This is a genomic window from Rhodobacter sp. TJ_12, assembly GCF_020023995.1.
Taxonomy (GTDB): domain Bacteria; phylum Pseudomonadota; class Alphaproteobacteria; order Rhodobacterales; family Rhodobacteraceae; genus Rhodobacter.
The window spans coordinates 314562-337774 of sequence record NZ_NRRD01000001.1 but is presented as its reverse complement, the minus strand read 5'-3'; the positions used below and the strand labels follow the sequence as shown (position 1 = coordinate 337774).

Genomic DNA, 23213 nt, shown 5'->3' with positions numbered 1-23213 from the left:
CCCCTGCCCCTGCACCCAAAACGGAGAGGCCTGAGTGCTGATCGACTTGCTCAAGATTACGCTGGGCCTGCTGCTTTTGCTGGGCGCTGGCGATTTCCTTGTCAAAGGCTCTGTCGCGATGGCGTTGCGGCTGGGCATCCCGTCCTTGATTGTTGGGTTGACGGTGGTGGCCTTTGGCACCTCTGCCCCGGAACTGCTGGTTTCGGTCAATGCCGCCTTGGGCGGGCAAGCGGGCATCGCATTGGGCAATGTCGTCGGCTCCAATATCATCAATATGCTGATGATCCTTGGCCTGCCCGCGTTGATTGCGGTGATCCATTCCAGCCAGATCGACACAAGGCGCAGTTTCACCATGATGCTGGCGGTGTCGGTTCTGGTGATCGCGCTGGCCTTCATGGGCACGATCGGGCGCTGGCAGGGGCTGGTGCTGCTGGCCGCGCTGGCGCTGATCTTGTGGGACAATGTCCGCGAAGCCCGCGCCCATCGCAACGCGCGGCCCGCCGAGACCGAAGAGCTGGGCGATCCGCATATGGCGGTGTGGAAAATCGCAGGTCTGATCGCGGTGGGCTTTGTCGGGCTGGCAGTTGGCGCCGATCTTTTGGTCGATGGCGCGGTTGCGGTGGCCCGCATCGCCGGGATCAGTGAAACCGTCATTGGGCTGACGCTTGTGGCGATCGGCACCTCGCTGCCCGAACTGGTGACCTCGGTCATGGCGGCGCTGCGCAAACAGGCCGATGTCGCCTTGGGCAATGTGATCGGCTCCAACATTTTCAACCTGACGGCGATTTTGGGCACCACGGCGGTGATTGCGCCGATGCCGGTGCCCGTGGAACTGCTGCACTTTGACCTTTGGGTGATGCTGGCCGCAGCGCTGGCGCTGACCCCCTTCGTCTTTTGGCGGCGCGACATTGGCCGGGGGGCGGGCATCGCGCTGATCCTTGGCTATCTGCTTTACACGGTGGTTCTGCTTTGGGTGGGCAGCACAGGGGTGTTTGCATGAGGGTGCAGCTTCAGGACCTGTCCCCGGATCATACCCCCATGGTGACCGAGGCGCTGACCCATCTGGGGGCCAATCTGGTGACTGCGGGCGCAGAGCTGATGCTATTTGAAGCCACGCAGGCTGAGACGGCGCAAAACCGGATCGCAGCCTTTGCTGCAACGGTTTCCCCTGCTGCAAAGGTCGGGGCCGATCTGCACGCGCGGGCTCTGGCGGTCTGGCTGATGCCCGAAGGACACGCCGCTCTTTTGACCGGCGCCTTGCACAATGCCGCGCGCACCCATGCACCGCATCTGCGGGTGAATGCGGTGCATTTTGGGGGGCGTTGGCCTGCCCCCGAACCCTGGCAAGCCGCATGGGGGCCAGCCCAGCCCCATCCGTCCGCGCCCCCGCGCGCAAAGGCGCTGGCCCAAGCGCTTTCCTATCTGTTTGAGACCAGGAGCGTGACCGGCCAACTTCTGCATCTTAGCCCCCTTTAAGGTGCGCGAAAAATGCAAGGTTTCGCAGGATCGGCCGCAAGTTGTCCACCTTTGGGCCGGGTGTAAGCAAAGGGTTACAATTCTCTTAATTTTTTCAGGGACTTGCCCAAGGCTGAAATTTTTATTTAATGTTTTCAATACCATAGAAATGCGCCTAAAATTTGAGCAAGCCAAGGAAATGGGGCAGATTCAAGGGAAAATCGCGGAATGCAAAAGTTTGCCAACAAGCTTATCCACAGTTTCCGTGGACAGCTTTTCTCTTGAACTCATCGCGGTAAGATTGCAGCCGCAGGTAGAATCATGACCGAGCCCGAAACGCCCCAAACCGAGCCGAGCCCGCCGCAAGAGCCGCGGCTCAAAGGCCATGCGCTGATTGCCGATTATGTCACCCGGCTGGATGGCTCGCCGGGCGTTTACCGGATGCTGAATACCGCGCAAGAAGTGCTTTATGTCGGCAAGGCCCGGAACCTGAAAGCACGCGTGTCGAACTATGCGCGCCCCACGGGCCATTCGGCGCGGATCGCGCGGATGATCCACGAAACCGCCTATATGATGTTTCTGACGACGCGCACCGAAACCGAAGCGCTGCTGTTGGAACAAAACCTGATCAAGCAGCTCAAGCCGCGCTACAATGTGCTTTTGCGCGATGACAAAAGCTTTCCCTATATCCTGATCGCGCAAGACCACCCATTCCCAATGATCCGCAAGCATCGCGGCGCGCGCAGTGTGAAGGGCGCCTATTTCGGCCCCTTTGCCAGCGCGGCGGCGGTCAATCGCACGCTCAACCATCTGGAGCGGGCGTTTTTACTGCGCAACTGCTCCGATGCGATGTTTGCCTCGCGCACGCGGCCTTGCCTGCAATATCAGATCAAACGCTGTTCTGGCCCCTGTGTGGGGCGCATCTCTGAAGAGGACTATGGGCGCACCGTCGCCGATGCGCAGCGCTTTCTAGAGGGGAAATCGTCGAGCATTCAAAAAGAACTGGCGGCTGAAATGATGCAAGCCTCCGAGGCGCTGGAATTTGAGCGCGCGGCCGCATTGCGCGACCGGATCGGCGCGCTGACCACAGTACAGCAAAGCCAAGGCATCAACCCGCGCAGCGTGGCCGAGGCGGATGTGATCGCCGTGCACATGGAAGGTGGCCAAGCCTGTGTGCAGGTGTTTTTCATTCGTGCGCATCAAAGCTGGGGCAACCACGATTTCTACCCGCGCACCGGCGCGGGCGCCGAAGAGGCCGAGGTGTTGGAGGCGTTCTTGGCGCAGTTTTATGATGCCAAGGAACCGCCGAAAACGATCTTGCTAAGCCATGCGATTGAAGACGAAGATCTGATGATCGATCTGCTTTCGTCCCGTGCGGGCCGCAAGGTGGAGATGAGCGTGCCCAAACGCGGCGAGAAGGCAGAACTGGTCGAAAACGCCTTGCGCAATGCGCGCGAAAGCCTTGGGCGGAAAATGTCGGAATCCGCCGCGCAGGCGAAGCTGCTGGCGGGCGTGGCGCAAGCCTTTGATCTGCCCAGCCCCCCCAAGCGGATCGAGATTTACGACAACTCACATATCCAAGGGGCGCATGCGGTGGGCGGCATGGTGGTGGCCGGGCCCGAAGGGCTGATGAAATCGGCCTATCGCAAGTTCAACATCAAGAATACGGATCTGACCCCGGGCGACGATTTCGGCATGATGAAAGAGGTACTGACGCGCCGGTTTGAGCGGCTGTTGCGCGAAGATCCGGAACGAAAAAGCGATGCCTGGCCCGATCTTTTGCTCATTGACGGCGGCGCGGGGCAAGTCTCTGCCGTGCATGAGATCATGGTAGAACTGGGCGTCGCAGACGTGCCGATGGTGGGCGTCGCCAAGGGCATCGACCGCGACCTAGGCAAAGAGGAATTCCACCGCATCGGCAAGCGCCCGATGGCGCTGCCACGCCAAGACCCGGTGCTCTATTACATCCAACGCCTGCGCGACGAGGCCCACCGCTGGGCGATTGGGGCGCATCGGGCCAAGCGGGCCAAGGCGACGATGGCCAACCCGCTTGATGAAATCCCCGGTATCGGCGCGACACGCAAACGCGCATTGCTCGCCCATTTCGGCTCGGCCAAAGCGGTCAGTCGCGCCGGGCAAAACGATTTGATGGAGGTGCCCGGCATTTCAGCGGCAATGGCCGAGACGATCTGGAACTTCTTCAATGATCGGGGTTGACCGCTTGCCCCGCCAAAGGTAGCGCCGCGCCATGACCGCCCTACCGCCCAAACCCGCGCTGACCCAGCCCGACGCGCTTTTGCGCGCGGGTCTTGTGCAAAAGGCCGATCTTCCCGCCCTGACCCGCGTGGCGGAAAGCTTTCGGATCCGCATCACCCCAGCGATGCGCGCGGCGATTGCCGCGCCCGGCGATGCAGTTGCCGCGCAATTCGTGCCGACTGCGGCTGAACTGACCACCCGGCCCGAGGAATTGCTGGATCCGATTGGCGACAACGCGCATGCCCCGGTGCCCGGTCTTACACATCGCTACCCCGACCGCGCGATCTTGCACATCACCAAGACCTGCGATGTCTATTGCCGCTTTTGCTTTCGGCGCGAAACGGTGGGTGAAACCGGCCCCCTGCCCGAGGGCGATCTGGCCCAAGCGCTGGCCTATATCGCCGCAACGCCGAAACTGCGCGAAATCATCTTGACCGGCGGCGACCCGTTGACGCTTGCCCCCCGGCGGCTGGAAGTGGTGCTGGCCCGGCTTTCTGAGATTGCGCATATCACCACTGTGCGCCTTCATACCCGCGTGCCTGTCGTCGCGCCCGAACGCATCACCGAACCGCTTGCGCAGATGCTGCGCGCGCAACGCCCCGCGGTTTGGATCGTAGTGCATACCAACCATGCGCAAGAACTGACCCCGCCCGCCCGTGCGGCGCTGGCGCGGCTGGTGGATGCGGGCATACCGCTTTTGTCGCAATCGGTGCTGCTGCGCGGGGTGAATGACACGCGCGACGCGCTTCTGGATCTGTTCCGCGCACTGCAAGATTTGCGGGTGAAGCCCTATTACCTGCACCATTGCGACCTTGCCCCCGGAACCAGCCATTTCCGCACCACGCTCGCCCATGGCCGCGCGCTGATGGCCAGCCTGCGCGGCCCCCTCAGCGGCGCGGCGCTGCCCGCTTATGTGCTCGATATCCCCGGCGGGTTCGGCAAGGTGCCGATCACAGCCGATTATGTCGCCCCCGGCGATGCGCCCGGGCTTTGGCGCGTAACCGATTGGCAAGGCCGGGTGCATGATTACGCAGACCCGCCAAGCTGAGTGAAAGAGTCCTCTTTTCCTTCGTCGCGGCGAGGGATAGTGTGCGCTCATGCAATGGAACCTGCCCAATATCCTGACGGTGCTTCGTCTGCTCGCCGCCCCCGGTGTGGCAGTGATGTTTCTTTATTTTCATCGTCCTTGGGCGGATTGGTTCGCATTGACGCTGTTCATTGGCGCCGCCATCACCGATTGGTTCGATGGCTACCTAGCGCGCGCTTGGGGGCAAGAAAGCAAATTCGGCGCGATGCTGGACCCGATCGCCGACAAAGCGATGGTGGTGATCGCGCTTGTGGTGCTGACGGGCTATTCGGGCATGAACCCATGGCTCATTCTGCCCGCGACGGTGATCTTGTTCCGCGAGGTGTTCGTATCGGGGCTGCGCGAATTCATGGGCGCCGATGCGGGCAAGCTGAAAGTGACGAAGCTTGCGAAATGGAAGACCACGGCGCAGATGGTCGCGATTGCCACACTGTTTTTGGGCACCGGGCTGGATTACCTTGCCAAGGGCCGTGCGCCCCGCGCGGGCGAAGGCGATTTGCCCTCTGGGCTGGGCTTAGCCGATCTGGCCAATCACCTTGGTATCGCGCTGATCTGGGTCGCGGCGATCCTGACCGCGATTACTGGCTGGGATTATTTCCGCAAATCGTTGCCGTTCCTGCGCGAGGATAAGGATGGTTGAGTTGCTGTATTTCGCTTGGTTGCGCGAACGCATCGGCGTGCCGCGCGAACAGGTGGAAAGCACCGCAGCAACCGTGGCTGATCTTGTCGAAGAACTGAAAACCCGCGACCCGCGTTACGCGGCCGCCTTTGCCGACCTGTCGGCCGTGCGCGTTGCATTGGATCAGGATCTATCCGACTTTTCCGCCCCGCTTGCGGGCGTGCGCGAAGTGGCGTTTTTCCCGCCGATGACGGGCGGCTGATGCGGATTGCCGTTCAAGAAGCCGCCTTTGATCCCAGCGCCGAACTGGCGGGCTTTGGCCAAGGGCGCGCGGATGTGGGGGCGGTGGTCAGCTTCACCGGCTTGGTGCGCGATGACACCGGGCAGATGCAAGCGCTAGAGATCGAGCATTATCCCGGCATGACCGAACGCGCGATTGCCGCGTTGGTCGAACAGGCCATAACCCGCTGGGCTTTGGCCGATGCTGTGGTGATCCACCGTTACGGGCGGCTCGAAATCGGCGCACCAATCATGATGGTCGCCACCGCCGCGCGGCACAGGCAAGCGGCTTTTGAGGCGGCGGAGTTCCTGATGGATTATCTGAAATCCCGCGCGCCGTTTTGGAAAAAAGAAATCACCGCCACCGGCGCAGCATGGGTGGAGGCGAAAGAGAGTGACGAGGCCGCGCTTTCCCGCTGGTAGGCGCGCGCCCCTTGCCCTTTAAAGGTTGTCTTCGACGCGGAACCCTTCGGGGATCGTATCAACGCCATCCAGCACCAGATCGGCCATCACCACGGCAATTTTCGGCGCCATGCCAAAACCGATCTTGAAGCCGCCGTTGACGATGAAATGCCCGTCACGCCCCGGCCAAGCGCCCAGCATCGGCGCCCGCGTGACCGAGCGCGGGCGCACATTGGCCCAGCGTTCGACGACTTCTGCGCCTTCCAGCGCAGGCACCAAAGCGCGGGCGCGCGTCAGCACATCTTCCAACTGTTCATCGGTGCTGGTCGGATCGTCATAATAGCGCTCTGCCGTCGAGCCCACACCCACCGTGCCATCAGCATGGGGCACCACCAGCACCCCATCGGCAAAAATTTGCGGCACCGGCCCCGCGTCATGGGCAAGGATCGCGGATTGCCCCTTCACCCCATTGCCCACGCTTTTACCGAAAGCGGCGGTCAATTCCTCCAGCCCGGCAAGGCCCGTCGCATGCAGCACCGGGCCACGGTCTTCGGCCTCGCCAAGGATCACCTCCCCGCCCAAAGCCTCAATCGCGGCTGCAAGCGCAGCGCCCGCGCGGCGCGGCGAGGCGCGGCCAGACAGCGTGTCATGGATCACCAGTCCGGTCGGCGTTACCGGCACAAACTCCCCAAACTCCTCCACCGGGGCCACGCGCCAGGTGAAATCCGCCCCCCAATGTTCGGCCGCACCGGCGGCGCGGGCTTGGGCCAGTTCAACGCCCGCGTCATTCGCGATGGGTTGCAGCCGCCCCACACGGCCAAAGCCGGCATCCTGCCCGCCCACGGCTTTGACATCGTCCCAAAACGCTTGCGCCATCACGAGGCTGTCGAATTGAAACTGTTTTTTCGCGTTCCACTGCTCGGGCACATGCGGCGACAGCATGCCCACCGTGCCGCCCGAAGACCCCGCGCCGATCCGGTCGCGTTCGATCAGCCGCACCTTCACCCCGCGCTTGGCGACTTCATAGGCACAGGCCAGCCCGAAGACCCCGCCACCGCGCACCGTTACCCAGTCTGTGCTTGCCATCGCGCGCCCCTTTCGTCAGTGTTACCGCGAACTTACTTGGCACTACCTCCTATGACATCTTCAGACCAGAGCCCAGCCGCGCTGACTTGGCGCGACGGATCGACGCCCGTTTCCACGCGCTTTGACGACCCCTATTTCAGCTTGGCCGGGGGGCTCGCCGAAACCCGCCATGTGTTTTTGGCGGGCAATGACCTGCCCGCGCGGTTTCGCCCCGGTTTTCACATTGCCGAACTGGGCTTTGGCACCGGGCTGAACCTGATCGCCACCGCACTGGCAACCGATCTACCCATCCGCTTCACCAGCTTTGAGGCGTTTCCGATGTCGGGGGCTGAAATGGCACGCGCGCTGCAAGCCTTCCCCGAAGCGGCATCGCTTGCCGCGCCCTTGGTCGATGCGATAACGCGCGGCGCACCCCGCTTCAATTTGGGCAGTGTTTCGGTCGAACTGATCTTGGGCGATGTGCGCGAAACTCTGCCGCACTGGGGTGAACAGGCCGATGCGTGGTTCTTGGATGGTTTTTCCCCCGCCAAAAACCCCGAGATGTGGGGCGCCGATTTGATGGCCGAGGTGGGCCGCCATACTGCGCCGGGCGGCAGCTTTGCCACCTATACGGCCGCGGGCTTTGTGCGCCGGGGATTGGCGGCGGCGGGCTTTACGGTTGCGCGCGTGCCGGGCCATGCGGGCAAGCGCCATATGAGCCGGGGCCAAAAGCCATGAGCGTGGAACAAAACATCGGCAAGGGCATTTGGCTGATGGTGGTCACCACCTTCATCTTTGCCATGCAAGACGGCATCTCGCGCCACCTCGCGGGCACTTACAATGTCTATATGGTGATCACGATCCGCTATTGGTTCTTTGCACTTTTCACGCTGGGGCTTGCCGCACGCGCCGAGGGCGGGCTGCGCGGCGCGCTTTACAGCCGCCAGCCCCTGTTTCAGGTATTTCGTTCGCTGGTGCTGGTGATCGAGATCGTCATCATGATCCAAGCCTTCGTGATCTTGGGTCTGGTAGAAAGCCATGCGGTCTTTGCCTCTTATCCGCTTCTGGTCGCCGCACTGTCGGGCCCGGTTCTGGGCGAAAAGGTGGGCTGGCGGCGGTGGGCGGCGATTGGCATCGGTTTCGTGGGCATCTTGATCATTCTGGAGCCGGGCTTTGGCGTCTTTAAGCCAGAGGCGGTGATCCCGCTGATCTGTGCGCTGTTGTTTGCGCTTTATTCGCTGCTGACCCGTTTTGCGGCGCGCAAGGATACCGCAGCCGTGTCGTTTTATTGGACCGGGCTGGTCGGTGCGGTGGTAATGACGCCCTTGGGGCTTTGGTTTTGGGAACCGATGATCGGCACCGATTGGCTTTGGATGGGCGCGCTGTGCCTGACCGCCGTCAGCGGGCATTTCTTGCTGATCCGCGCCTATGAGGTGGCCGAGGCCTCGGCGATCCAGCCCTTTGCCTATCTGCAACTGGTCTTTGCCTCGGCGCTTGGTATTTTGGTGTTCGACGACACCTTGCGCCCGAATGTGGCGATTGGGGCGGGGGTGGTGGTCTGCGCGGGATTGTTCACATTGTGGCGCACCCGCGCGCGCGCCAAGGCGAAGCTGGCGGCGCGCAACGCTTAGTGGCCGCGCAATTCCGCACTAAAACGCAGCACCCCGGTATCCGGTCGGCCTAACCGCGCGCGATAGATGGGCAAGCTTTCAGCCACCCGCATCACGTAATTGCGCGTCTCGTCGAAGGGGATCATTTCGACCCAATCGACCACATCGACCGCAGGGTTTCGCGGATCGCCGCGCTCTTCGATCCAGCTGCGCGGGCGGCCCGGCCCGGCGTTATAGCCCGCCGCCACCAAGACCGGAGAGGTGCCGAATTCCTCTTGCAGCACGGCCAGATAGGCCGCGCCCAACTGCACATTATAGCTTGGGTCCGAGGTCAGGCGCGAAAGCTCGTAGGGAACGCCCTCGCGGTCTGCCATCATCTTCGCCGTGCCCGGCATCAATTGCATCAGCCCGCGCGCGCCGACATAGCTGACCACCACCGGATCAAACTCGCTTTCGCGTCGCGCAATCGACAGCGCCAGTTCCTCGGCCACCTCTAGCCCGTCGGGGTGCAGGTCGGGCACCGGATGATAGGCGCTGACCAAGACTACCCCTTCGGAAGCGGCGCGTTTGGCCAAGCTCAGCATCAGATGCGGGTTGCCCCAATCTTGCGCCAGTTTGGCCAAAGGCGCGATTTGCGCCACCGGCAGGCTTTCTTCCAGATGCAGGATGAACCGCTCCGCCAAGGCGCGATCTCCCGCCGCCTGCAACAAAAGCGCAGCCTGAAACACGGGCTCGGCGGTGAAAGGTGCATCCTGCCAATCGGGCAGCGGCGGCGCGGCGGCAAAGCTGGCCTCAAGCGGCACGCCCGCGCGCTCGGCACTGAGCAGACCGTAATAGGCCGTTTGGTCGCGCGCGCCTTCGGCATAGGCCGCTTGTGCCTCGTTCGTGCGGCCCAAAGCGTCAAGCGCACGCCCGCGCCAATAGGCCCCGCGCGTGGTCGAAATCGGGCTTGAGACATGGGCCGAGAAATCGTTGAAATGCTGCAAGGCGGTGGGGGCATCGCCCAATTTCAGCGCGGCATAACCCGCAAGCCATTCCAGCGCGGCCCAATCGGCAGAGCCCGGGTCCATGCGGTGCCGCGCCGCCAATTTATAGGCAAGCCGCGCGTCCCCGGCGCGCAGGAAAAACCGTGCCAGACGCCCGCGCACATCCGCCCAAAGCGCCGGGTCCCCCAAGGTCGCGGCATCGGCGGAAAAGGCCAAAACGAGCTCTGCCGCGCCCTCTTCCAGATCATTGCGCCAGCGCCATGTCGCCCGATCCAGCGCCAGCCCGTAAGACCCCATCATCCGGGGCGGCACCGCTGCGATCAAATCATCGACCCCGCTTTCGCGCGCCTGCAAGGCAATGCGCGCGCGCGCCACCGCCAAGGTGCCGGGGGAGACCAGATCCAGCATTGCGCGCGCCTGCGTCAAACGACCCGTATCCAGCAAGGCCTGCATCCGTCCACCGTGATGCGGGGCCACAAGATCGCGGTGACGTTCCAGAAAAGCCGCCTGCTCTGCCGGGGTCAGGTCCAATCTGCGCCAAGCCTCTGCGGCCACCTTGGCGGCCTGTGCACGCTCTCCTTGCGCCAGATGCGCGGCAATAAGCGCCAAGGCCCCGGTGCCGGTTTGCGGGGCAAAGGTCGAGAAGTACCCGATCACCTGTTCGGGCGGCACGCCCTCAAGCGCGGCCTCGCCCTTTTCCTGCAAAAGCGGCATCCCCGGCCATGCGGCGCGGCGGGTGCTGAAATCGGCATAATCGGCAAAGCGGCCTTCGCCGGCACGCAGCCGCTGCCATTCGATAATGTCAAAGGCCAGCGGCCCCGAGGCGCGCGCCTCCCCCAAAGCCTGCGTCCAATCGCGCGCCTGCGCCGCCGCCAAGGCGCGGGCCAGCGCAGACGGGTCATCGGCGCGCGCGACAAGCGGAAAAATAGCAAGGAAAACGGCGACGAGGGCCGCAACGGAACGTTGAAAGATCATGGCTCTGCTCGCGTGTTTTTTCCTTCCTGCCTGTAGGTTGTAACGAGTGCAATTCACAAGTTGGCAAGCTCGCAAGCCTCGCCTATGTTCCGCGCAATTTTCCACCGGGCGAATCCGCCCCCACCTCAGGAGCGTGTCATGTTCAAAGGGTCTATTCCCGCACTCGTCACGCCGTTCATGAACGGCGAAGTCGATTGGGACACGCTCAAGAAGCTGGTCGAATGGCATATTGCACAGGGCAGCAACGGCATCGTGCCCGTGGGCACCACCGGCGAAAGCCCGACGCTGAGCCATGACGAACATAAGGAAGTCGTGCGCGTCGTCGTGGAAACCGCTGCGGGCCGGGTGCCGGTGCTGGCGGGCGCCGGTTCGAACGCCACCACCGAGGGCGTGGAACTGATCCGTCACGCGGCGGAGGCGGGCGCCGATGGCGCGCTGGTGGTGACGCCCTATTACAACAAGCCGACCCAACGCGGCATGGTGGCGCATTTCAAAGCGATGCATGATGCCAGCGATTTGCCGATCATCATCTACAATATTCCGGGCCGCTCGGTCGTGGATATGGTGCCCGAAACGATGGGCGAGTTGGCGAAGCTACCGCGCATCATTGGCGTGAAGGATGCCACCGGCGATCTGAGCCGGGTGGCCAAACAACGCATGACCTGCGGCGCCGACTTCATCCAGCTTTCGGGCGAGGATGCGACGGCTGTGGGCTTTAACGCGATGGGCGGTGTCGGCTGCATTTCCGTGACCGCCAATGTCGCGCCCAAACTTTGCGCCGAAATGCAGGCCGCAACGCTTGCAGGCGATTATGCCAAGGCGCTGGCCTATCAAGATCAGCTTTTGCCGCTGCATATCGCACTCTTTTTGGAGCCGGGCGTTGCGGGGGCAAAATATGCGATGTCGAAACTGGGCCTGTGCCGGGCCGAGGTGCGGCTGCCGCTCACCGAGCTGAGCGATGCGACCAAAGCCACGATTGATGCGGCGATGGCCCATGCCGGGCTGATCTAAGCCAACCGGCTTTCATTGGAATACGTGGCGGGGGGCTTGGCCCCCCGTTTGCATTTGTGCCGCCTTCACAGCGGCGCGCGCCCGGCGCATGATCCGGGCCATGAGCGAACAGGGCACACAACGCAAACCGGGCTTGGGCCATTCGACCAACCGCGTCGGGCGGTCGTCGCAATGGGTGGCCAGTTGCGGCTTCAACGCCGCCCCCGAGGCACTGCATATCCATGGCGTGCGCGAAATGAACCCAGCGCTTTTTACCATGCTCGCGCAGGCCGAAACCGGCGCCGAAGCCGGGGCGGCCTTTCTCAGCTATATGCAGGCGATGTTCGGCATCGACCCGGAGCAGCAAACGGCACCGGGCGGCACGCGGCCGTTTCGGTCATCTTTCCTGCGGTTGCTGCAAGGCTGGAGCTTTGACAGCAACGGGCCCGAAGGTGCAGTGCTTAAAGGCTGGGTGGAAAGCCGCTTTGGCATCGCGCCATGCTTTCACAAGGAAGTGCTTGCCTGCATGAGCTGTTCGGCATGGCAGGTTTATACCAGTGAAAAGATGCAAAGCGGGTTTCATGCCAATGCGATCTGGGCACAGCTTGATTTGCTGTATGAGGCGGCACAATGGATCGCGGCGCGCTTCGCTTTTGCCGGGCAAACGCATTTGACGCTTTACCGGGGCAGCAATGCGCTGGAAGATCATGCCGTTTTGGAACGGATCGGCAAGCGCGAGGCGGTGATCCGGCTGAACAATCTTGTCTCGTTCTCGTCCGAGCGGGAGGTGGCGGATTGCTTTGGCGACAAGATTCTGACAGTGGCCGTGCCGGTGGCAAAGGTGCTGTCTTACCCCGGACTGCTGCCGACGCGGCTGTTGCAGGGGGAACGCGAATTTCTGGCCATCGGCGGGGCCTATCGGGTGAGGATCGACGATGTCTGACTGTCAAGACAGGGCCTTGGCCGCCTATTTGGGCTTTGCGCTTGGCGATGCTTTGGGCGCGACGACCGAATTCATGACCGCGCGCGAGATCGCCGCACAACTAGGCGTGCATCGCGAGATCACCGGGGGCGGCTGGCTGCGGTTGCCCCCCGGCGCGGTCACCGATGACACGCAAATGTCGCTGGCGCTTGGGCGCTCGCTTATTCGGTGCGGCGGGCTGGATGCGCGCGATCTGTGTGAAGAATTCGCCGCTTGGCTGGCCACCAAACCCGCCGATGTGGGCAATACCTGTCGGCGCGGGATCAAGCGGTTCTTGCGCGATGGATCGGTTGCCGGGCCGGAAATGGAAGACGATGCGGGCAATGGCGCCGCGATGCGGATTTTGCCGGTGGCGCTGGCGACGCTGGGCGTGCCGGACCGGGCGGCGGATTGGGCGCGGGTGCAGGCGCATACCACGCATCATAACCCGCTATCCGATGCCGCCTGTCTGGCCTTGGTGCAAATGGTGCACGGGCTGATCGAAGGCGGGGGCAAACCCGCCATAGAGCGCGCGGGCGCCGCCTTGGTGGAGCAGCACCGGATTTTTCGGTTTGCGCCCTATCGCGGCCAATGCTCGGCCTTCGTGGTCGAGACAATGCAGACAGTTTTGCATTTTGTTCTGGCCGCCGACAGCTTTGAAGAGGCGGTGGTGTCCACCGTCAATCAAGGCGGCGATGCCGATACGACGGGCGCGCTTGCGGGCATGCTGGCGGGCGCGCTTTGGGGGTTGGAATCGCTGCCGATGCGCTGGCTGGAGGTGCTGGACACGCAGGTGCAGGACGAAATCACCGATCAAGTGCCAAAGCTTCTGGCGCTGTAAGGCGACGTGCCATGTCCTGTTGACGCGCGATCAGCTTGGCGGCCAACTTCTCGCTCCGGCCATATTCGGCCACCACGCGCGCGATTGCAGCCTCGGGCAAACGGGTGACCACGTCGATTGCCTGTGCCACCGCCTGCGCCTCCATATCCCCGAAAAGCTTGACCGCATGGGGGTTATCGGCATCGGCGCGAAGCCGGTCGATCTCGCCCACCTCGGGACCAAAGGCCCGGCCCTTCGGATCGCCCGTGGCCCGAAATTCGAGCGCGCCGCCAACATCAAGCGTGGTCACCACCCCCTGCACCACCCCCTGATTGTCGCCCAAGGCGCCTGCGGCATCCCAATTGGCCAGCCATGCATGCACGCCCAGCCAGCGCTGCGCGGCCCGGCGCTCGTCTTGCGTCAATTGCGCAACAGAGGTCTTTTCCAGATCGACGAAAAGCGTTGCGACCTGCGTGGGCTTAGCGGTGGGCAGATAGGTCAGGACAGGTGCCCCCGCCAACCGGTAAAGCGCCGCGGCCAAACGTTCATTGCGGGCATGCGGCGGGCTCTCAAGCTCCTTGACGTAATAGCGCCGCCCTGCCGCATCCGCCCAAACGCCGCCCGGATTGGTGCCCAATTGCCCGCCGATCCGCGTCAGCGCGGCGGTATCCAGCACGGCCGGTTCGTCAATCGCCCGCGTGCCCCGCACCAGCGCCAATTGCGAAGGCGTTTCGATGGCCCCGGGGCGGGCGGTGCGCACCGCACGGATCGCCGCTTTCGGCTCCATCCCCAATTCGGCCAAAAGCCGCGCCGCAATCATGCCCGCACGGCCCAGCCCCCCCTTGCAATGCACCAAGATATCTTGCCCGGCACGCAAGATGTCGCGCAGTCCCCGGCCCGCACTGGCCCAGCGCACCTCGAACAAATCATCGGGCACAGAATAATCGGCAATCGGCAAATGCTGCCAGATCATGCCGCGCGCATGAACCGCCGCGCCGAGCCCCGGCACCTTAAGCGCGGCAAGCTCGGCGGGTTCCACCAGCGTCACCACCACCCGTGCCCCCCAAGCCGCGATGACATCCAGATCCAGGTCCAGATCACGCGCCCAGGCCCCGGAATAGGCGGCGCGATCATATTTTCCGGGGCAAAAGGTTAGCCCGATCCGGCCCAGACCGGGCCCGGCCGACACTTCGGCAATCTGCAAGGGATGGGTTTCACTGGTGCGCATGTCCGCCTCTTGGATCGCGGCATGGGATCACAGCGCCCGGGCCGGGACAACACGTGCGCAGGCGCGCCGCGCGGTTGGCCCCGATCTTGCGCGCTAAAGCGCCGCCACCTGATCCCGCGCCAGCGGCACCAGCAAGTAGCTTTCGATGAATTTCTCGGGCGGGACGGGGCGCCCGAACAAGTAGCCTTGCCCCACGTCACAGCCCTGCGCGCACAACCACGCCGCTTGTTCTTCGGTATCGATCCCCTCGGCCACCGTGCGCAGATCAAGCGCCCGTGCCATCGCCAGTGTGGCCAGCACGATCGCATCCGAGGCATCCTCCCCCAGACCCAGACGCGATACGAAGCTTTGATCGATCTTCAACTCGCCCAGATTGAGCTTTTGCAGATAGCTCAGGGAAGAATAGCCGGTGCCAAAATCATCGGCCGACAATTCGAACCCGGCTTCCAGCAGCAGCGCGATGGCCCCGCGCGCATCGGATTTAAGATCGACCACGGCACCCTCGGTCAGTTCGAATTGAACATCTTCGGACCCAAGCCCTGCCGCCGCCAGATGCGCCAACAGCTCTTCGCCAAAACCAACCTGCCGCAAGCTGTCGGGCGACAGGTTGATCGACAGGCGCAGCCCAAGACCACGCCCGCGCAACTCGGCCATGAACAGCCCTGCAAGATCGACGACCAACAAATCGATCTGCCGGATCAGACCGGTCTTTTCCGCCACGGGCATGAAGTCGGCGGGGCCGATCCCGGCAAGGTCGGGATCGGTGCAACGCACCAAAACCTCGGCCCCGACCAATTCGCGCTCTTGTTTCAGGCTGACCTGCGGCTGCAACACAAGCTCAAAGGCACGATCCCGAATCGCGCGTTGCAGTGATTGGCCGATCTTGGCGGCCCGCGCGACGCGGTCGCGCAATTGCGCGGTGAAGGGCACCGAGCAATTGCCGCCCAGCGCCTTGGCCTCATACATCGCCAGATCGGCATTGAGCCACATCTCCTCGGCGCTTAGCGCATCCATTGGGTAGATCGACACCCCCATCGATGCGCTTAGGTAAACCGTCTGTCCATCCACCTCGAACGGGCTTTCAAAGGCGCGGGCCAGCACGGCGGCAAAGGTCGCGGCCTCTTCGGCGGTTTGCAGCTTGTCGAGGAAGGTGAACTCTTCTCCGCCGACGCGCGCCAGAAGCTGCGCGCCGCTGCGCACCCCATCAAGCCGCTCGGCGATCATGCAGATCAGTCGGTCGCCAAGGATCGGACCGAACCGATCCTTGATCTGCTGAAAATGGTCGATGCTCAAAAAAACCTGCGCCAAAAGCCGGCCTTCGGATTTGGCCTGCCGCACCATCGCGGCCACATGCGCCCCGAACAATTCCCGGTTCGGCAGCCCGGTCAGCATATCGTGGCTTGCGGCGAAGCGGGCCTCTTCCGCCGCCAATGCCAAGCGCCGTTCATCGATCAGACGCTGGGTGATATCCGTGACCGAACAGACGATTTGCACCGGCCCGCCGGGCGTTTCCATCGGCGCGGCATTGACCGAGATTTCCCGATCCGGGCCCTCGGGCAAAGACAGGCTCATGCGCATGTCGCGGATCACGGCGCGGCTGCGGCGCAACCGTTCCAGCGGCACGCCGGTTTCCGGTTCAAGGCTGCCCCGCTGCACCCAGCCGATTTCATCCTGCCGCCGCCCCACCAGCCCGGCGCCGGTCGTATCCAGAATCTGCTGCGCCTCAAGGTTGGCAAAAACCACCGTGCCCTCTTCATCCAACGACAAGATCCCCGAAACCGAGGTCTCGGTCAGCCGTTGCAGGAAGTCGCTTTTCTCAAGCAGTTCCGCTTCCAGCGCCTTGCGCCGGGAAATATCGATGTGAACGCCCGACAAAACCAGCGCCTCGCCGGTTTCAGAGGTTTCAACCGCCTTACCGCGCGACAAAACCCAGACCCAATGCCCATCCTTGTGGCGCATCCGAAATTCATAGGCGAAGAAATAATCGCGCGTCTGGAACTGGTGTTCATGATCGGCTTCAAGCTCGCGCATATCGTCGGGGTGCACCAGCGCGCGCCAATCATCGATCATCTGCGGATCAAGCTCCGCAAGCGTATAGCCCAGCATCTCGGCCCAGCGCGCATTCACATAAAGCCGGTCGGTGCGCAGATCATGCCGCCAAGTGCCCAACTCGCCCCCGGCGATGACATCAGCCAGCGCGCGCGTGGTTTCCTGCAAGGCGGTGATGTCAAGCGTCACCCCGTAAATCGCCCCGGGCGGCCCGTTCTTGCGGCTTTCCGGATCGGGGACGATCTTGACCCAACGCCAATCGTTTTGTGCGGTCAAAAGCCGAAAGATCCCGCCGGGAATGTCTGGCGCGCCAGCCTTGATCGCGTCGATCATAGCCCCATAGGCAGGCCGGTCATCGGGGTGAATTTGGGCGCGCAGAACACTTTCTTCGTAGCTGACCCGGGTATCGATATCGATCCCTTTCATCGGGCTGCCGCGCGTGTGTACCATCAGGGTCTGGTCTTTTTGCAGCTCCGCGCGCCAGCAGTTTCCGCCGGCGGCCAGCAGCGCGCCACGCAACCGACTTTCCGCCAAGCGCGTCTCTGCAAGCGCCTTTTCAAGCCGACCAAGGGCGAACCGCAGGATCAGCCACAGCCCGAAAGCCGTCACGCCGATAGAGGCCCCCCCCTTGAGGGTCTGGAACAGCTGGTATTGTTGAAGCTCGGGCACGAATTTGCCCAAAAGCCAGTCGCTGGTCGTGATGTAGACAACACCAACAACGGCATAAGCGATAGCCAAAACAAGCGCGGTCAAACTCGAACTCTTCTTGTCGGCCATCTATCAAACCCCCGGCGCTTCGGCAAAATTGGTCGAAACGAAGCGTAATCGTATGCGTTGCTTTCACTACGCCACACGCCATGACAAGCGCGATTCGGCGAGGAAATAGTATGCCAGATTTTCACCAATTAGGGTAATCGCAGCGCCAAGAGTATGCTCTGCTCAGCCGTAACGGCCACCGGACGCAAGGTCACAGTTGGCAGAAAATTTCATATTTCGGCTGATTCAGATGAAATGGCGGACCCGGAGCGATTCGAACGCCCGACCCTCAGATTCGTAGTCTGATGCTCTATCCAGCTGAGCTACGGGTCCGCTGTGGGGGGCGATTTAGCCCCGCAGCGGAGCCAATGCAAGGGGGAAATCGATCAAAAAATGAACTTTCTGCTGCGCGCCTTTATTTTCAGGCGCTGGCGCCAGAAACCGGCCCGGGCGAGGCCAGGCCGGGGCCACGCGGGACGGTCAAGCGAAACTCGGTCCCGGTTTCATCACTGCGCACCAACTCCAGACGGCCGCCATGCCCGCGCACCAATTCCGCAGAAATCGCGAGCCCCAGCCCGGTGCCGCCTTTCTTCACCCCGCCCGAGAACGGCTGGAACAACCGCTCACGCGCTTTGGCAGGCAGCCCCGGCCCGGTATCCTGGACCCGGATCCACCAGCTTTCCGCGCCCTGCCCGGCGCCAAATTCGATCGTGCCGGGCTGGTTCGTTGCCTCGATCGCTTGGCGGGCATTGCGTGCAAGGTTCGACAACACGCGATAAAGCTGTTCGTGATCGGCGCGGATCATCAGCCCCTCGGGCACATCGGTGATGAAATCGACCTGCGCGGCGGTTGCGGGGCCTTGTTCGCCCTCGATCACCTCATCGACCAAAGCGGCCAGATCGACGGGCGCCAGTTTCGGCGGCGGCTCTTCGGCCCGACCAAAGGCCAATGTCGTTTCGCACAGGTTCACCGCGCGCCCGATCGAATTCATCAGCTTCGGGGCCGCGCGCTGCACAGCGGGGTCATCGGAACCCTCCATCCGGTCGGCAAACAATTGCGCCGTGGTCAAGATGTTGCGCAGATCGTGACTGATCTTGGCGACCGCCTGCCCAAGCTGCGCAAGACGTTCTTTTTGCCGCAATGACGCCGTGAGTTGATGCTGCATTGAGGCCAAGGCCTCTTCCGCCACGCGCAGTTCCTCGATTCGGGCCTGCGGCGCAATGATCGTGCGCGCATCCTCGGGCGCGTCGGCATAGGCGGCCATATGCGCCACGACGCGCTTGATCGGCACCACCATCAACCGGCGCACCAGCAAGAACAGCAACAGCGCCGTGACAACAGAGACCACCGCCGAAAGCGCCAAAAGCCGCAGCCCGTATTCGATCATCGCCAGCCGCAAGGGCGCGGTGGCCAATGTGACCTCGATCACCAGCCCGCCCTTTTGCACCGGATCGCCGATCACCCGCACGATATGATCTTGCGGATCGGCCAGAACCGCCAATGCATCGCGCACAAGCCGCCAAAACGGCTCTTCGCGCAGGTCGTAGGTGGCGACGATCGGCTGCGGGATCGGCGACGACAAAACAAGCTGGCGTGCCGCGTCCCGGCGCAAAACCACGTTGTAGACGCCCGCATTGTCGAGCAACTCTTGCTCCAACTCGGGTTCGATCATTGTATCGGTGGTCAAAAGCGCCAAAGAGGCGATCTGCGCCCGCTCAAGCCGCGTCAGCAGATAATCCTCACGAAAATTCGCCAATCCCGGCAACAGGATAAGCATTTCTGCCAGCACGACGAAAACCGTCGTGAGCACCAGAAACCGCCCGGAAAGAGTATTGATCTTCATCCTGTCCCGACTTGGCGGGCCGCCCGCCCGGGGGCCCTTTCGATCCCCCACCGATAGTGTTCGGCATTTTCATGGAATACCAAAGCATTCGGGCAATACATAGGGGCGCGATGGCGCCGGCGGAAGGGCGCCGATGCAGGCTTTTATACCAGCGTGGGCCGCAGGCGTCCCGGCACGTATATCCGCCGCAGCCACGGGGCGCAAAAAACCCGCCGGGAAGAATTGACTTGTGCCAGCGTTGCCCCTAAAGGACGGGCTTCGAATAAAAGGGCAGCCGAATCCGGCCGGTTTCAGGGTGCCCCACCGACAGATAACCGGAGTAACCGCGATGAAACGCACTTACCAGCCGTCGAAACTCGTGCGCGCCCGCCGCCACGGCTTCCGCGCCCGCATGGCGACCAAAGGCGGCCGCAAGGTCCTCAACGCTCGCCGCGCCAAGGGCCGTAAGGTTCTGTCGGCGTAAGGCAGACACGGCCTGAACGCATGACACCGCCGGAGGCTCCTGCGACTGACCTCACTGGTCGGAGCGCGGGAAGCGCCCCGGCGGTTTCCGTTTATCCGTCCCGAAGCTCTGCACCACGAATCATCGTGTTGCAGCAACGGGCGGATTTTTTGCGTGCTGCCTCAGCCCAACGGTTGGCCCTGCCCGGTTTCTTGCTTCAGGCGCGCCAGCGTAGCGCCGCCGAAGCCGTGCCCGCAGATCTGATCCGAATCGGCTTCACCTGCTCAAAGAAGCTGGGGAACGCCGTGGCGCGCAACCGTGCCAAACGCCGCCTGCGCGAAGTGGCGCGTCTGGGCTTGCCCGATTTGGGCCTGCCCGGATGGGACTATGTTTTGGTGGGGCGCCCCGGGGCCACGGCCAGCCGCGACTTTGCTGCGCTGCAAGAAGATTTTGCCCGCGCGATCAAGGACATTCACGCCGGGCGCACAATGAAACCGCGCCCGCCCCAGCCAGGCCAGAAAGGCCGTCGGAGGGGGAAATGAGCCCTTTCGCCCATCTTCTTGCCCTGCCGGTGCGGTTTTACCGGTTGGTTCTGTCGCCTTGGCTGGGCAATAGCTGCCGCTATCAGCCCACCTGTTCGGTCTACGCGCTTGAGGCGCTGGAACGCCATGGCGCGTTGAAGGGCGGATGGTTGGCTGCGAAACGCTTGATAAGCTGCAACCCTTGGGGCGGGCATGGCTACGACCCTGTTCCGGGGGCGGACCCCGAACATGATGCACGCTGCCGCGGCAAGGATCACACCCATGTTTGACGAAGACGAGGCTGCGCTGCCGCCGCTGTTAAGTGGTGCCCCCGGCAGCACCGAATTCAAGAAGCTGCGCAAACGGCTCTTGCGCGAAACCCGCGAAGCGCTTGAAACCTATCAAATGGTCGAACCCGGCGCGCGCTGGCTGGTGTGCCTGTCCGGCGGCAAAGACAGCTTCACCCTGCTGGCCGTTTTGACCGAATTGAAATGGCGCGGTCTTTTGCCGGTGGATTTGCTGGCCTGCAATCTGGATCAGGGGCAGCCGGGCTTTCCGGCCACGGTGCTGCCCGAATTTCTGACCCGGATGGGGATCGAACACCGGATCGAATATCAAGACACCTATTCCGTGGTGAAAGAGAAAATCCCCGAAGGGCAGACCTATTGCAGCCTGTGTTCGCGGCTGCGGCGGGGCAATCTGTATCGAATCGCCCGCGAAGAGGGCTGCTCTGCCGTGGTGCTGGGCCACCACCGCGACGATATCTTGGAAACCTTTTTCATGAACCTGTTTCACGGCGGACGGCTGGCCACTATGCCGCCGAAGCTTGTGAATGAGGAAAAAGACCTGTTCGTATATCGTCCGCTGGCCTTCGTGGCCGAGGCCGATTGCGAAAAATACGCGCGCGGGATGCAATATCCGGTCATCCCGTGCAATCTGTGCGGCAGCCAAGACGGGCTGCAACGGGTGCAGGTCAAACAGATCCTGGATGGCTGGGAAGCGCGCAGCCCCGGGCGGCGGCAGGTGATGGCGCGCGCACTGATGAATGTGCGTCCATCGCATCTGTGCGACCCGCGCGTGTTCGATTTCGCCGGGCTTATGCGCGAAATAGACGGGCCAGAAAAATCTTTCTCGGATTTGAGCGAAAACATCCCCAACTTGCGTGATAGTCTTTAACCAGTCGCTGACCAAACCGGCCTAGCTTGGGCGCGAAAGAAGGGGCTCCCTTCACCGCATCACCGAGGGCCGAGATGAAGAAATCCGCGGGGCAGAACGCAGCCAAGCCGTCGAAATCCGTCAAGAAACTGAAACTGCCGAAATCCGAAACCAAGAAACGGGTGAAACTCTCCGGGCCAATCTTGCTGCGCCGCGAGATGGTCGCCTTTTTGCCCGCCGCCGCGCTGGCAGGGCTTTGGTTCGGGCTGGAAGGCATGACGCTGGTGGGCTTCACCGCGATTATCGTGGCCTGGATGAGCCGCCCGATGGCACAGCCGGTGGAGGAAGACGACGCACAAGACGACCGCCCGGTGCCGCAGCGCGCCGAAGCCGAGACGATGCTGGATGACACCTTGGCCGAAGCACTCGATTCGGGGCGCGGCACGGCCTGCCTTGTGGTCGGGCTTGACGATACGGCCAGCTTGATGCGGCAAATGAGCCGCAGCGAATTCGATGAATTCCTTCAGGCCTTCAGTGAACGCACCCGCGACGTGCTGCGCAATTCCGACCGAATCGTGATGATCGAACGCGACCGTTACGCGGTGGTGCTGACCCCGACGCAACGCCCCGATCTGGAAAGCATGATCCAGCTTTCGGCGCGACTGCAAAGCGCCTGTGATGCGCCTTTCTCGATTTCGGGGCGTTCGATCAACACCACAAGCCATGTCGGCTTTTGCCTGATGAGCCGCGCACCGGCCTTGACCGGCGCCGCAATCTTGCAAGCTGCCGAAGCGGCCGCGGATGAAGCTCGCCGCAATGGCCCCGGTGCGATCCGCGCCTTCACCCCCGAAATCAAGCAAGCGGCCCGCGCGAAAAGCGCGCTGGCGGGCGAAATTGGCCCGGCCTTGGAAGAGGGCCGGATCGTCGCCTATTTCCAACCGCAAATCTGCACCGATACCGGCACGATTTCCGGCATGCAGGCGATGCCGCGCTGGCTGTCGCGCGATCATGGCATCCTGCCAGAAGATGACATCTTGCCCGCCATTGCCTCTGCCGGGCTGCAACATCGGCTGGCCGAAGTAATGTTGTTTCAATGTTTCAATGCTTTGCGGGACTGGGAGCGGCTGCCCACCCCGCCCGGCCCGGTCAGCCTGCCGCTTGGTTTGACCCATGTCACCGACCCCAAGATGTTCGACCGGCTGAAATGGGAATTCGACCGCTTCGATATTACCCCCAATCGTGCGCGGCTGGTGTTGCACCAAGAGGTGACCGCGCAACTGGATGACGAGGTGATTCTGCGCAACATCTCGCAATGTGCCAAAATCGGCTGCCGGATCGAATTGGCGGGCTTTGGCACTGGGCCGATTTCGGTCGCTGCGCTGCGCCGCACCGGGGCAGAGCGGATTCGCATCCATCGGTCTTTTGTGACCAATGTCGACCGCGACCCGGAACAACAGCGCCTTGTCGCGGCGATCGTTTCGTTCGCGGAGGGGCTGGGCCTGCAAACCGTGGCCGAGGGCGTCTCGACGATTGGCGAACATGCGATGCTGGCGCAGCTTGGCTGTAACCACGTGCAAGGCAAGGCAATCTCGCAGCCGCTGCCGCTAGAGGAAAGCACGCAATGGGTGACGCGCCATGATGCGCGGCTGTCTTCTTCGCCCAAACCCGGCAAGCGGCGCGGGGCCTGAACGAACTGTTGCACAAGGGCGCGCAT

General features: G+C 62.8%; 22 protein-coding genes and 1 tRNA gene. 17 read left to right on the top strand and 6 right to left on the bottom strand.

From position 1 onward, the window contains the following. Positions 1–34: 34 nt before the first annotated feature. The 7 genes from CKO11_RS01705 to CKO11_RS01675 all read left to right on the top strand — a co-directional run bounded on the left by CKO11_RS01705 (position 35) and on the right by CKO11_RS01675 (position 6119). On the top strand, positions 35–1000 hold the full coding sequence (locus CKO11_RS01705; protein ID WP_223632181.1) for a calcium/sodium antiporter: 966 nt from the start codon (positions 35–37) through the stop codon (positions 998–1000). Continuing rightward, entirely contained in the window at positions 997–1476 is a 480-nt protein-coding gene (locus tag CKO11_RS01700; protein WP_223632180.1) for a hypothetical protein, read from the top strand. Before CKO11_RS01705 ends, CKO11_RS01700 begins: the two co-directional genes overlap by 4 nt. Positions 1477–1776: 300 nt before the next feature. Continuing rightward, positions 1777–3672: an excinuclease ABC subunit UvrC gene (gene uvrC / locus CKO11_RS01695; RefSeq protein WP_223632179.1), complete on the top strand. Its 1896-nt coding sequence runs from the start codon at positions 1777–1779 to the stop codon at positions 3670–3672. A 31-nt stretch (positions 3673–3703) separates the two neighbouring features. Then, positions 3704–4759 (top strand): lysine-2,3-aminomutase-like protein, encoded by a 1056-nt coding sequence (locus CKO11_RS01690; protein WP_223632178.1) that lies wholly within the window; start codon positions 3704–3706, stop codon positions 4757–4759. 49 nt (positions 4760–4808) lie between these two features. Beyond that, entirely contained in the window at positions 4809–5438 is a 630-nt protein-coding gene (gene pgsA, locus CKO11_RS01685) for a CDP-diacylglycerol--glycerol-3-phosphate 3-phosphatidyltransferase (protein ID WP_223632176.1), read from the top strand. Next, positions 5431–5679: a molybdopterin converting factor subunit 1 gene (moaD, locus tag CKO11_RS01680; protein ID WP_223632174.1), complete on the top strand. Its 249-nt coding sequence runs from the start codon at positions 5431–5433 to the stop codon at positions 5677–5679. Before pgsA ends, moaD begins: the two co-directional genes overlap by 8 nt. Continuing rightward, complete coding sequence (locus tag CKO11_RS01675; protein ID WP_223632173.1) at positions 5679–6119, top strand: molybdenum cofactor biosynthesis protein MoaE; 441 nt, start codon at positions 5679–5681, stop codon at positions 6117–6119. The genes moaD and CKO11_RS01675 overlap by 1 nt, the downstream gene beginning before the upstream one ends. Positions 6120–6137: 18 nt before the next feature. Here CKO11_RS01675 and CKO11_RS01670 read toward each other — a convergent pair whose 3' ends face one another. Next, on the bottom strand, positions 6138–7184 hold the full coding sequence (locus CKO11_RS01670) for an NAD(P)/FAD-dependent oxidoreductase (RefSeq protein WP_223632172.1): 1047 nt from the start codon (positions 7182–7184) through the stop codon (positions 6138–6140). Positions 7185–7235: 51 nt separating this feature from the next. Between CKO11_RS01670 and mnmD the strand changes: the two genes are divergently transcribed. Continuing rightward, positions 7236–7901, top strand: coding sequence for a tRNA (5-methylaminomethyl-2-thiouridine)(34)-methyltransferase MnmD (gene mnmD, locus CKO11_RS01665; RefSeq protein ID WP_223632171.1), 666 nt, complete (start codon positions 7236–7238; stop codon positions 7899–7901). Beyond that, entirely contained in the window at positions 7898–8794 is an 897-nt protein-coding gene (locus CKO11_RS01660; protein WP_223632170.1) for a DMT family transporter, read from the top strand. Before mnmD ends, CKO11_RS01660 begins: the two co-directional genes overlap by 4 nt. Here the strand turns inward: CKO11_RS01660 and CKO11_RS01655 are convergent. Beyond that, positions 8791–10734 carry a lytic transglycosylase domain-containing protein gene (locus CKO11_RS01655; protein ID WP_223632169.1) on the bottom strand — a complete coding sequence of 648 codons (1944 nt, stop codon included), beginning with the start codon at positions 10732–10734 and terminating at the stop codon, positions 8791–8793. The two genes, CKO11_RS01660 and CKO11_RS01655, sit on opposite strands and share 4 nt — an antisense overlap. A 138-nt stretch (positions 10735–10872) precedes the next feature. On the opposite strand from CKO11_RS01655, the gene dapA reads away from it, so the two are divergent. The 3 genes from dapA to draG all read left to right on the top strand — a co-directional run bounded on the left by dapA (position 10873) and on the right by draG (position 13526). Continuing rightward, positions 10873–11745 carry a 4-hydroxy-tetrahydrodipicolinate synthase gene (gene dapA, locus CKO11_RS01650; protein WP_223632167.1) on the top strand — a complete coding sequence of 291 codons (873 nt, stop codon included), beginning with the start codon at positions 10873–10875 and terminating at the stop codon, positions 11743–11745. 100 nt (positions 11746–11845) lie between these two features. Beyond that, entirely contained in the window at positions 11846–12667 is an 822-nt protein-coding gene (locus CKO11_RS01645; RefSeq protein ID WP_223632164.1) for an NAD(+)--dinitrogen-reductase ADP-D-ribosyltransferase, read from the top strand. Then, complete coding sequence (gene draG / locus CKO11_RS01640) at positions 12660–13526, top strand: ADP-ribosyl-[dinitrogen reductase] hydrolase (protein WP_223632162.1); 867 nt, start codon at positions 12660–12662, stop codon at positions 13524–13526. The genes CKO11_RS01645 and draG overlap by 8 nt, the downstream gene beginning before the upstream one ends. Here the strand turns inward: draG and CKO11_RS01635 are convergent. The 4 genes from CKO11_RS01635 to CKO11_RS01620 form a co-directional block, all read right to left on the bottom strand. Continuing rightward, positions 13492–14733, bottom strand: coding sequence for a cyclin-dependent kinase inhibitor 3 family protein (locus CKO11_RS01635; RefSeq protein WP_223632160.1), 1242 nt, complete (start codon positions 14731–14733; stop codon positions 13492–13494). The genes draG and CKO11_RS01635 overlap by 35 nt on opposite strands. 93 nt (positions 14734–14826) lie before the next feature. Continuing rightward, positions 14827–17559, bottom strand: coding sequence for a GGDEF domain-containing phosphodiesterase (locus tag CKO11_RS01630; protein WP_223632158.1), 2733 nt, complete (start codon positions 17557–17559; stop codon positions 14827–14829). Positions 17560–17794: 235 nt separating this feature from the next. Next, a tRNA-Arg gene (locus CKO11_RS01625) sits at positions 17795–17871 on the bottom strand. A gap of 88 nt (positions 17872–17959) precedes the next feature. Continuing rightward, entirely contained in the window at positions 17960–19381 is a 1422-nt protein-coding gene (locus CKO11_RS01620; protein WP_223632156.1) for a sensor histidine kinase, read from the bottom strand. Positions 19382–19709: 328 nt separating this feature from the next. Here CKO11_RS01620 and rpmH point away from each other — a divergent pair, with 328 nt between their 5' ends. The 5 genes from rpmH to CKO11_RS01595 all read left to right on the top strand — a co-directional run bounded on the left by rpmH (position 19710) and on the right by CKO11_RS01595 (position 23187). Next, positions 19710–19844 carry a 50S ribosomal protein L34 gene (gene rpmH / locus CKO11_RS01615; RefSeq protein WP_076483939.1) on the top strand — a complete coding sequence of 45 codons (135 nt, stop codon included), beginning with the start codon at positions 19710–19712 and terminating at the stop codon, positions 19842–19844. 20 nt (positions 19845–19864) lie between these two features. Further along, positions 19865–20365: a ribonuclease P protein component gene (rnpA, locus tag CKO11_RS01610; protein ID WP_223632154.1), complete on the top strand. Its 501-nt coding sequence runs from the start codon at positions 19865–19867 to the stop codon at positions 20363–20365. Continuing rightward, on the top strand, positions 20362–20634 hold the full coding sequence (gene yidD / locus CKO11_RS01605) for a membrane protein insertion efficiency factor YidD (RefSeq protein ID WP_223632152.1): 273 nt from the start codon (positions 20362–20364) through the stop codon (positions 20632–20634). Before rnpA ends, yidD begins: the two co-directional genes overlap by 4 nt. Continuing rightward, positions 20627–21520, top strand: a complete 894-nt coding sequence (gene ttcA, locus CKO11_RS01600) for a tRNA 2-thiocytidine(32) synthetase TtcA (RefSeq protein ID WP_223632150.1) — start codon at positions 20627–20629, stop codon at positions 21518–21520. The genes yidD and ttcA overlap by 8 nt, the downstream gene beginning before the upstream one ends. A gap of 74 nt (positions 21521–21594) precedes the next feature. Continuing rightward, positions 21595–23187, top strand: coding sequence for a GGDEF domain-containing phosphodiesterase (locus CKO11_RS01595; RefSeq protein WP_223632148.1), 1593 nt, complete (start codon positions 21595–21597; stop codon positions 23185–23187). Positions 23188–23213: the final 26 nt, after the last annotated feature.

Coding starts and splice junctions, on each gene's coding strand:
- CKO11_RS01655 (WP_223632169.1), bottom strand. CDS start 10,734: ATGATCTTTCAACGTTCCGTTGCGGCCCTCGTCGCCGTTTTCCTTGCT.
- pgsA (WP_223632176.1), top strand. CDS start 4,809: ATGCAATGGAACCTGCCCAATATCCTGACGGTGCTTCGTCTGCTCGCC.
- rnpA (WP_223632154.1), top strand. CDS start 19,865: ATGACACCGCCGGAGGCTCCTGCGACTGACCTCACTGGTCGGAGCGCG.
- CKO11_RS01670 (WP_223632172.1), bottom strand. CDS start 7,184: ATGGCAAGCACAGACTGGGTAACGGTGCGCGGTGGCGGGGTCTTCGGG.
- CKO11_RS01620 (WP_223632156.1), bottom strand. CDS start 19,381: ATGAAGATCAATACTCTTTCCGGGCGGTTTCTGGTGCTCACGACGGTT.
- CKO11_RS01675 (WP_223632173.1), top strand. CDS start 5,679: ATGCGGATTGCCGTTCAAGAAGCCGCCTTTGATCCCAGCGCCGAACTG.
- rpmH (WP_076483939.1), top strand. CDS start 19,710: ATGAAACGCACTTACCAGCCGTCGAAACTCGTGCGCGCCCGCCGCCAC.
- draG (WP_223632162.1), top strand. CDS start 12,660: ATGTCTGACTGTCAAGACAGGGCCTTGGCCGCCTATTTGGGCTTTGCG.
- dapA (WP_223632167.1), top strand. CDS start 10,873: ATGTTCAAAGGGTCTATTCCCGCACTCGTCACGCCGTTCATGAACGGC.
- CKO11_RS01635 (WP_223632160.1), bottom strand. CDS start 14,733: ATGCGCACCAGTGAAACCCATCCCTTGCAGATTGCCGAAGTGTCGGCC.
- CKO11_RS01595 (WP_223632148.1), top strand. CDS start 21,595: ATGAAGAAATCCGCGGGGCAGAACGCAGCCAAGCCGTCGAAATCCGTC.
- CKO11_RS01660 (WP_223632170.1), top strand. CDS start 7,898: ATGAGCGTGGAACAAAACATCGGCAAGGGCATTTGGCTGATGGTGGTC.
- CKO11_RS01690 (WP_223632178.1), top strand. CDS start 3,704: ATGACCGCCCTACCGCCCAAACCCGCGCTGACCCAGCCCGACGCGCTT.
- moaD (WP_223632174.1), top strand. CDS start 5,431: ATGGTTGAGTTGCTGTATTTCGCTTGGTTGCGCGAACGCATCGGCGTG.
- mnmD (WP_223632171.1), top strand. CDS start 7,236: ATGACATCTTCAGACCAGAGCCCAGCCGCGCTGACTTGGCGCGACGGA.
- ttcA (WP_223632150.1), top strand. CDS start 20,627: ATGTTTGACGAAGACGAGGCTGCGCTGCCGCCGCTGTTAAGTGGTGCC.
- CKO11_RS01700 (WP_223632180.1), top strand. CDS start 997: ATGAGGGTGCAGCTTCAGGACCTGTCCCCGGATCATACCCCCATGGTG.
- yidD (WP_223632152.1), top strand. CDS start 20,362: ATGAGCCCTTTCGCCCATCTTCTTGCCCTGCCGGTGCGGTTTTACCGG.
- uvrC (WP_223632179.1), top strand. CDS start 1,777: ATGACCGAGCCCGAAACGCCCCAAACCGAGCCGAGCCCGCCGCAAGAG.
- CKO11_RS01645 (WP_223632164.1), top strand. CDS start 11,846: ATGAGCGAACAGGGCACACAACGCAAACCGGGCTTGGGCCATTCGACC.
- CKO11_RS01630 (WP_223632158.1), bottom strand. CDS start 17,559: ATGGCCGACAAGAAGAGTTCGAGTTTGACCGCGCTTGTTTTGGCTATC.